We start from the raw sequence: 6,854 nt of genomic DNA on the forward strand, positions 1-6,854 counted from the left end.
AAACCCCGGCAGGCCGGGGTTTTTGTTTTGGGTGCGGCAGCCGGACTTAGTCGTCCAGGAAGCTGCGCAGCACTTCGGAGCGGCTTGGGTGACGCAGCTTGCGCAGCGCCTTGGCTTCGATCTGACGAATACGCTCACGGGTAACGTCAAACTGCTTGCCAACCTCTTCCAGCGTGTGGTCGGTGTTCATGTCGATGCCGAAACGCATGCGCAGCACTTTCGCTTCGCGCGCGGTCAGGCCGGCCAGCACGTCGTGGGTGGCGGAACGCAGGCTTTCCGAAGTCGCGGAGTCCAGCGGCAGCTCGAGGGTGGTATCCTCGATGAAGTCGCCCAGATGCGAATCTTCGTCGTCGCCGATCGGCGTTTCCATCGAGATTGGCTCTTTGGCGATCTTCAGCACTTTGCGGATCTTGTCTTCCGGCATCAGCATGCGCTCGGCCAGCTCTTCCGGCGTCGGCTCGCGGCCCATCTCTTGCAGCATCTGGCGCGAAATACGGTTGAGCTTGTTGATGGTCTCAATCATATGCACCGGAATACGGATGGTGCGCGCCTGGTCGGCGATGGAGCGGGTGATAGCCTGACGGATCCACCAGGTGGCGTACGTCGAGAACTTGTAACCGCGGCGGTATTCGAACTTGTCTACCGCTTTCATCAGGCCGATGTTGCCTTCCTGGATCAGATCCAGGAACTGCAGGCCGCGGTTGGTGTATTTCTTGGCGATAGAAATAACCAGACGCAGGTTGGCCTCAACCATCTCTTTCTTCGCGCGGCGGGCTTTCGCTTCACCGATCGACATGCGACGGTTGATGTCTTTGACCTGCTCGATGGTCAGGCCGGTTTCTTCTTCGATCTGACGCAGTTTCTGCAGGCTGCGCTGCACGTCTTCAGCAACGTCTTTCAGCTTTTCCGACCATGGCTTGGCCATCGCCAGCGCCGCTTCGAACCAGGAATCGCTGGTTTCGTTGCCGGCGAACAGGGTGACGAAGTTTTTCTTCGGCATTTTGCACTGTTCAACGCACAGCTTCATGATGATGCGTTCCTGGGTGCGAACGCGGTCCATCATGGTGCGCATGCTGTTGACCAGGAAGTCGAACTGTTTCGGCACCAGGCGGAACTGCTTGAACACTTCAGACAGCTTCAGGATCTCGTCCGCGGCGCTGGCGTGGCTGCGGCCGTTTTTCTTGATCACCAGGCGGGTCGCTTCATACTGATCGCGCAACTCGGCGAACTTCTGACGCGCCAGCTCAGGATCGATGCTGTTGTCGTCTTCGGTGTCGTCGTCTTCGTCGTCTTCATCTTCTTCGTCGTCGTCTTGCTCTTCGCTCGACAGTTCAGAACCGATGTGAGTGGCGGTTGGGGCGATGTCCTCTTCCGCGTTAGGATCGACGAAGCCGGTGATCAGATCGGACAGGCGCGCTTCACCCGCTTCGACGCGATCGTACTGCTCAAGCAGGTAGGTGATGGCTTCCGGGTATTCGGCAACCGAGCACTGTACCTGGTTGATGCCGTCTTCGATGCGCTTGGCGATGTCGATTTCGCCTTCGCGCGTCAGCAGTTCGACGGTACCCATTTCGCGCATGTACATGCGCACCGGGTCGGTGGTGCGGCCGATTTCGGATTCCACGCTGGACAGAACCTGTGCGGCGGCTTCTTCCGCATCTTCGTCCGTGCTGTTCGAGTTTTCGGCGAGCAGCAGGTCATCGGCGTCCGGTGCTTCTTCCATCACCTGGATGCCCATGTCGTTAATCATCTGGATGATGTCTTCGATCTGATCGGAGTCGACGATATCTTCCGGCAGATGGTCATTGACCTCAGCATAGGTCAGATAGCCTTGCTCCTTACCACGGGTGACAAGTAGCTTCAGCTGTGACTGCGGGTTTTGCTCCATAAGACGGTATCCACACTTCAGAGTATTTAGGTTGGTGTCGGTCGGCGAAACCGCCAACAATAGCATTTGGGGCGTTTTCGTTATCGCCGCGGCCCACTATGGCGGCACTGTGCAGGGCTCTGCCCTCGCAATTATCGGCACTTAAGCCGTTTGGTATTCAGTTTTTCTTCGCTAAAACCTGGTTGAGAGAACGGACTTCTTCACGTTCCTCCGCGCTCAGACCGCGCGTTCTGGCCTGGGCGATCAGCGTTTCCAGCCGTTGCTCGAGCACCGAGTCGTACAGGCTGGCCAACGTATCCAAAAAGGTCTGCTCGACCATGTCCTCAACGATCATATGGTTCCAGGTCGCCAAGGTTTCAAGCTGCTGGCTGAATTTGTTGTCGCGATACAGCTCCAGCAATTGCCCGGTCGTCAGGCCCGGCTGCGCCAAACAGGTCTGCACCAGTTCGACGAACAGCGGCAATCCCGCCTGTTTGGTCTGCTCCAACCCTTCCAGCGAAGGGATAAGTGTAGCCAACTGCGGATTTTGCACCAGTAACCCTATCAGTATACGCATGGTTGTGCGTTTTAGCTGGGGCGCCTGATAAGGATTCGCATTTTCAGCCTGCTTGGGCATCAGCTTGTCGAGCTGGCTGTCGTCCAGCAGCCCCAGCTTGTTGCCGAGCTCCTGGCGCAGGTACAAGCGCAACGTTTCGCCCGGCACCTGAGTAATCAGCGGCAGCGCCAGCGTGCTCAGCTTGGCGCGCCCGTCCGGGCTGCTTAAATCCACCTGCGGCAGCAGGCTTTCGAACAGGAACGTGGACAGCGGCTGCGCCTGCTCCATTCGCTGTTCGAAGGCTTCTTTGCCCTCCTTGCGCACCAGCGTGTCCGGATCTTCGCCGTCGGGCAAAAACATGAACCGCAGCTGGCGCCCGTCATTCAGGTACGGCAGCGCGGTTTCCAGCGCCCGCCAGGCCGCTTCGCGGCCGGCGCGGTCGCCGTCGTAACAGCAGACGACGTTGTCGGTGGCGCGGAACAACAGCTGAATGTGTTCCGCCGTCGTCGAGGTTCCGAGCGAGGCGACGGCATAATCGATGCCGAATTGCGCCAACGCCACCACGTCCATATACCCTTCCACCACCAGCAGCCGCTGCAGGGTAGGGTGGTTCTGCTGTGCTTCATACAGGCCGTACAGCTGGCGGCCCTTATGGAAAACTTCGGTTTCCGGCGAGTTCAGGTATTTCGGCATACCGTCGCCCAGCACGCGGCCGCCGAAGGCGATCACGCGCCCGCGCTTGTCGCGGATGGGGAACATCACCCGTTCGCGGAAACGGTCGTATGAACGCCCCTGATCGTTAGTCACCAGCATGCCGGCATCGTTCAATGCGCGGCGCGAGTCGGCGTCGCGGCCGAAACGCTTCAGGGCGTTGTCCCATCCCGCCGGCGCGAAGCCGATGGCGAAATGGCGAATAACGTCGTCACTTAACCCGCGCTGCTGCAAATAGTTGCGCGCCGGCGCCCCGGAGGACTGCTGCAGTGACTGTTGATAGAACGCGCTGAGCTGTTCCATCAGTTGGTACAGGCTCTGGCGCTGATGGCGTTCGATCTGGGTTGGCCCGGTGCCCGCTTCGTAAGGCACTTCCAGCCCGTGCATGGTCGCCAGTTCTTCGATGGTTTCGACAAACTCGAGTCGGTCGTAATTCATCAAAAAGTCGACGGCGTTGCCGTGCGCACCACACCCAAAACAGTGATAAAACTGCTTTTCGCCATTAACGGTAAAGGAAGGCGTCTTTTCGTGGTGGAACGGACAGCACGCGTGATAGTTCTTGCCTTGCTTCTTGAGCTTCACGCGGGCGTCGATCAAATCGACGATGTCGGTGCGAGCCAGCAAGTCATTGATAAATACGCGCGGAATTCGTCCAGCCATAAGCCCTTACTTCATTAGCCTATAAACGAGAACAAGCCGCGCATTCCTTTCGGAAAGCACGGCCTTCGTATGCAACTACTCGGTCTGCGCGATTTTGAAAATCAGAAATTCACGCGGTGGGGTTGCCCCCGAAGAATTAATACAGACGAGTGCGGCGTGCGTTTTCGCGAGCCAGTTTCTTCGCGTGACGTTTCACAGCAGAAGCTTTAGCGCGTTTACGTTCGGTAGTTGGTTTTTCATAAAACTCACGACGACGAACTTCAGCTAAAACACCTGCTTTTTCGCAAGAGCGTTTGAAACGACGCAGAGCAACGTCAAATGGCTCGTTTTCACGTACTTTAATTACCGGCATGTGCCTCTCACCTCAATAAAATTCGGTTTGTTGCTGGCCAAGCGCCAGCCTTTTCAAAATGGTGCGGAATTTTACTCCAATGGATGCTGCTTTGTAAAGCATCACAGCAAATTGAAACCCGCGTCGCTCTGCCGCAACGTGCGCAATTTTGCACCGGGCGCTGATTATAGACTAATCAGAAAAAAATGCTCGTGTTTAATCGCTCAGGCATTTTCTGGATGAATCATCGACATAGGCGCAAGCCGGTGACAAGATGCGCCGCACCGGCGGTAAATGCGGCGGAATGTGGTAGACTGGCGGCCGCACGTGAATGATGGGAAATGTAATGCGAGTACTGGGTATAGAAACGTCCTGCGATGAAACCGGAATTGCAGTGTATGACGATCAAACCGGTTTGTTGGCCAACCAATTATACAGCCAGGTGAAGCTGCACGCCGACTACGGCGGCGTGGTGCCGGAACTGGCCTCCCGCGATCACGTGCGCAAAACCGTGCCGCTGATTCAGGCGGCGCTGAAAGAGGCCAACCTGACCCCGGCCGATATTGACGGCGTGGCTTATACCGCCGGGCCGGGCCTGGTGGGGGCGCTGCTGGTCGGCGCAACCGTGGGGCGCGCGCTGGCGTTCGCCTGGAACGTGCCGGCAGTGCCGGTGCACCATATGGAAGGCCACCTGCTGGCGCCGATGCTGGAAGACAACCCGCCCGCGTTCCCGTTCGTCGCGCTGCTGGTCTCCGGCGGCCACACTCAACTGATCAGCGTCACCGGCATCGGTGAGTATGAACTGCTGGGCGAGTCGATCGACGATGCCGCCGGCGAAGCGTTCGACAAAACCGCCAAGCTGCTCGGCCTGGATTATCCCGGCGGGCCGATGCTGTCGAAGATGGCGCAGCAGGGCACGGCGGGGCGCTTCACCTTCCCGCGGCCGATGACCGATCGTCCGGGGCTGGACTTCAGTTTCTCCGGGCTGAAAACCTTTGCCGCCAACACCATTCGCTCCAACGGCAACGACGATCAGACGCGTGCCGACATCGCCCGCGCCTTCGAGGATGCGGTGGTGGATACGCTGGCGATCAAATGCAAACGCGCGCTGGAGCAGACCGGCTTCAAACGCCTGGTGATGGCCGGCGGCGTGAGCGCCAACCGCACGCTGCGCGCCAAACTGGCGGAGATGATGCAGAAACGCGGCGGGGAGGTGTTCTATGCCCGCCCTGAATTTTGCACCGACAACGGCGCGATGATCGCCTATGCCGGCATGGTGCGCCTGAAGAGCGGCGCCAACCCGGCGCTGAGCGTTTCGGTGCGGCCGCGCTGGCCGCTGGCGGAACTGCCTGCGGTATAAAGCAAAGGGCCGGATTATCCGGCCCTTCTGTTATTCCTCTCTCGGCTGGTCGCCGTTATCCGCGTCGTTTTTCTTCTTGCGGAACTTGCCCCAGATCTTGCCTTCCTGGCCGCGCCACAGGCGCTGAATATTGTCGTGATGCCGCATCAGGATCAGGCAGGAGAGCATCGCTACCGGGAAGGTGAACTGCGGTTTGAACCACCAGACGTAGAACGGGGCGATCAACGCGCTGACGATGGCGCCGAGCGAAGAGTAGCCGCTGAGCAGCACCGTCAACAGCCAGGTGCCGGTCATCAGGCCGGTCAGATCCCAGCCGATAGGCGCGATGGCGCCAAACGCCGTCGCCACGCCTTTACCGCCGCGGAAGTGGAAGAACACCGGATAGATGTGCCCCAGACAGGCGGCGATCGCCGTCAGGCCCAGATACAGCGGCGGCACATCGAGTTTGTAGGCCAGCCAGACCGGCAGCATCCCTTTCAGAATATCGAACACCAGCACCGCCGCCGCCGCCAGCCGGCCGCCGATGCGCAGGACGTTGGTCGCCCCGGGGTTTCCTGAGCCATGTTCACGCGGATCCGGCAGCCTGGCGATCCGGCAAACCAGGATCGCGCTGGAAATCGAGCCGCACAGATACGCGAAGATAATCATGCCAAGCGCGGTAGCACTCATAACGCGGTTCCGTTTAATAATGGTCGTTTTACTCGCAACATCTATGGATAATACGCACATTCCGCTGGAAGTGGTATCCGGCAAGGCCAAAAACAGAGAATGACGTGATGGATATCGTATTTATTGAAGAGCTTACCGTAATTACCACCATTGGCGTTTATGAGTGGGAACAGGGCATTCGTCAGAAGCTGGTGTTCGATATCGAAATGGGCTGGGATAACCGGCCGGCCGCCGCCAGCGACGATGTAAATGACTGTCTGAGCTATGCCGATGTCAGCGACGCCGTGATCCAGCATGTTGAATCGAACCGGTTCGCGCTGGTGGAGCGCGTGGCGGAGGAAATATCCGAAATTTTGCTTCAGCGCTTCAATTCCCCGTGGGTCCGTATTAAGGTCAGCAAACCGGGCGCTGTAGCACATGCCAATCGGGTCGGCGTGATCATTGAGCGCGGCACTCGTCCCGCATGATTTTATGTCATCTGCTTGCAACGAAAGACCGTTAATCTGGTCTTAATCCTGAGAATTGTTTTAGCGGCATTGTCTTTTAAGCACTGCCGCTTTTTTATGTGATGGCCGTTATTTTATGGGGTGAGCGAAGCACATGGCTGACATGCATTCACTGTTTATTGCGTTTGTTCTTGGGGTTGTCGAAGGGTTAACCGAATTTCTGCCGGTGTCTTCCACCGGGCATATGATTATCG

Annotated in this window: 7 protein-coding genes; 3 read left to right on the plus strand and 4 right to left on the minus strand. The window is 58.0% G+C overall.

What is annotated here, in order from left to right; all coding sequences use genetic code 11:
* Positions 1-46 precede the first annotated feature (46 nt).
* From rpoD to rpsU, 3 genes are all read right to left on the minus strand, one after another.
* The gene (gene rpoD, locus MMS95_RS22015; protein ID WP_004937194.1) at positions 47-1,888 is read right to left on the minus strand and encodes an RNA polymerase sigma factor RpoD; all 1,842 of its coding nucleotides are present in this window, start codon (positions 1,886-1,888) and stop codon (positions 47-49) included.
* A gap of 157 nt (positions 1,889-2,045) precedes the next feature.
* Positions 2,046-3,794 carry a DNA primase gene (gene dnaG / locus MMS95_RS22020; protein WP_015379098.1) on the minus strand — a complete coding sequence of 583 codons (1,749 nt, stop codon included), beginning with the start codon at positions 3,792-3,794 and terminating at the stop codon, positions 2,046-2,048.
* Positions 3,795-3,930: 136 nt separating this feature from the next.
* Positions 3,931-4,146 (minus strand): 30S ribosomal protein S21, encoded by a 216-nt coding sequence (gene rpsU / locus MMS95_RS22025; protein WP_001144069.1) that lies wholly within the window; start codon positions 4,144-4,146, stop codon positions 3,931-3,933.
* Between the two features lie 325 nt (positions 4,147-4,471).
* Between rpsU and tsaD the strand changes: the two genes are divergently transcribed.
* Positions 4,472-5,485, plus strand: coding sequence for a tRNA (adenosine(37)-N6)-threonylcarbamoyltransferase complex transferase subunit TsaD (tsaD, locus tag MMS95_RS22030; RefSeq protein ID WP_015379097.1), 1,014 nt, complete (start codon positions 4,472-4,474; stop codon positions 5,483-5,485).
* 30 nt (positions 5,486-5,515) lie between these two features.
* Here tsaD and plsY read toward each other — a convergent pair whose 3' ends face one another.
* Positions 5,516-6,154, minus strand: coding sequence for a glycerol-3-phosphate 1-O-acyltransferase PlsY (gene plsY / locus MMS95_RS22035; protein ID WP_004937201.1), 639 nt, complete (start codon positions 6,152-6,154; stop codon positions 5,516-5,518).
* Positions 6,155-6,261: 107 nt separating this feature from the next.
* Here plsY and folB point away from each other — a divergent pair, with 107 nt between their 5' ends.
* Together folB and MMS95_RS22045 are read left to right on the plus strand one after the other, a co-directional pair.
* Positions 6,262-6,621, plus strand: coding sequence for a bifunctional dihydroneopterin aldolase/7,8-dihydroneopterin epimerase (gene folB, locus MMS95_RS22040; RefSeq protein WP_015379095.1), 360 nt, complete (start codon positions 6,262-6,264; stop codon positions 6,619-6,621).
* A gap of 133 nt (positions 6,622-6,754) precedes the next feature.
* Positions 6,755-6,854 (plus strand): undecaprenyl-diphosphate phosphatase (locus MMS95_RS22045; protein WP_277951882.1); only part of this gene is annotated, 100 nt, incomplete at its 3' end.

The organism is Serratia sp. PGPR-27, from assembly GCF_022678525.1.
GTDB lineage: Bacteria > Pseudomonadota > Gammaproteobacteria > Enterobacterales > Enterobacteriaceae > Serratia > Serratia nematodiphila.

Bases quoted from the DNA above. Each gene is read 5' to 3' on its own strand.
- rpoD (WP_004937194.1), bottom strand. From the start codon at position 1,888: ATGGAGCAAAACCCGCAGTCACAGCTGAAGCTACTTGTCACCCGTGGT.
- dnaG (WP_015379098.1), bottom strand. From the start codon at position 3,794: ATGGCTGGACGAATTCCGCGCGTATTTATCAATGACTTGCTGGCTCGC.
- rpsU (WP_001144069.1), bottom strand. From the start codon at position 4,146: ATGCCGGTAATTAAAGTACGTGAAAACGAGCCATTTGACGTTGCTCTG.
- tsaD (WP_015379097.1), top strand. From the start codon at position 4,472: ATGCGAGTACTGGGTATAGAAACGTCCTGCGATGAAACCGGAATTGCA.
- plsY (WP_004937201.1), bottom strand. From the start codon at position 6,154: ATGAGTGCTACCGCGCTTGGCATGATTATCTTCGCGTATCTGTGCGGC.
- folB (WP_015379095.1), top strand. From the start codon at position 6,262: ATGGATATCGTATTTATTGAAGAGCTTACCGTAATTACCACCATTGGC.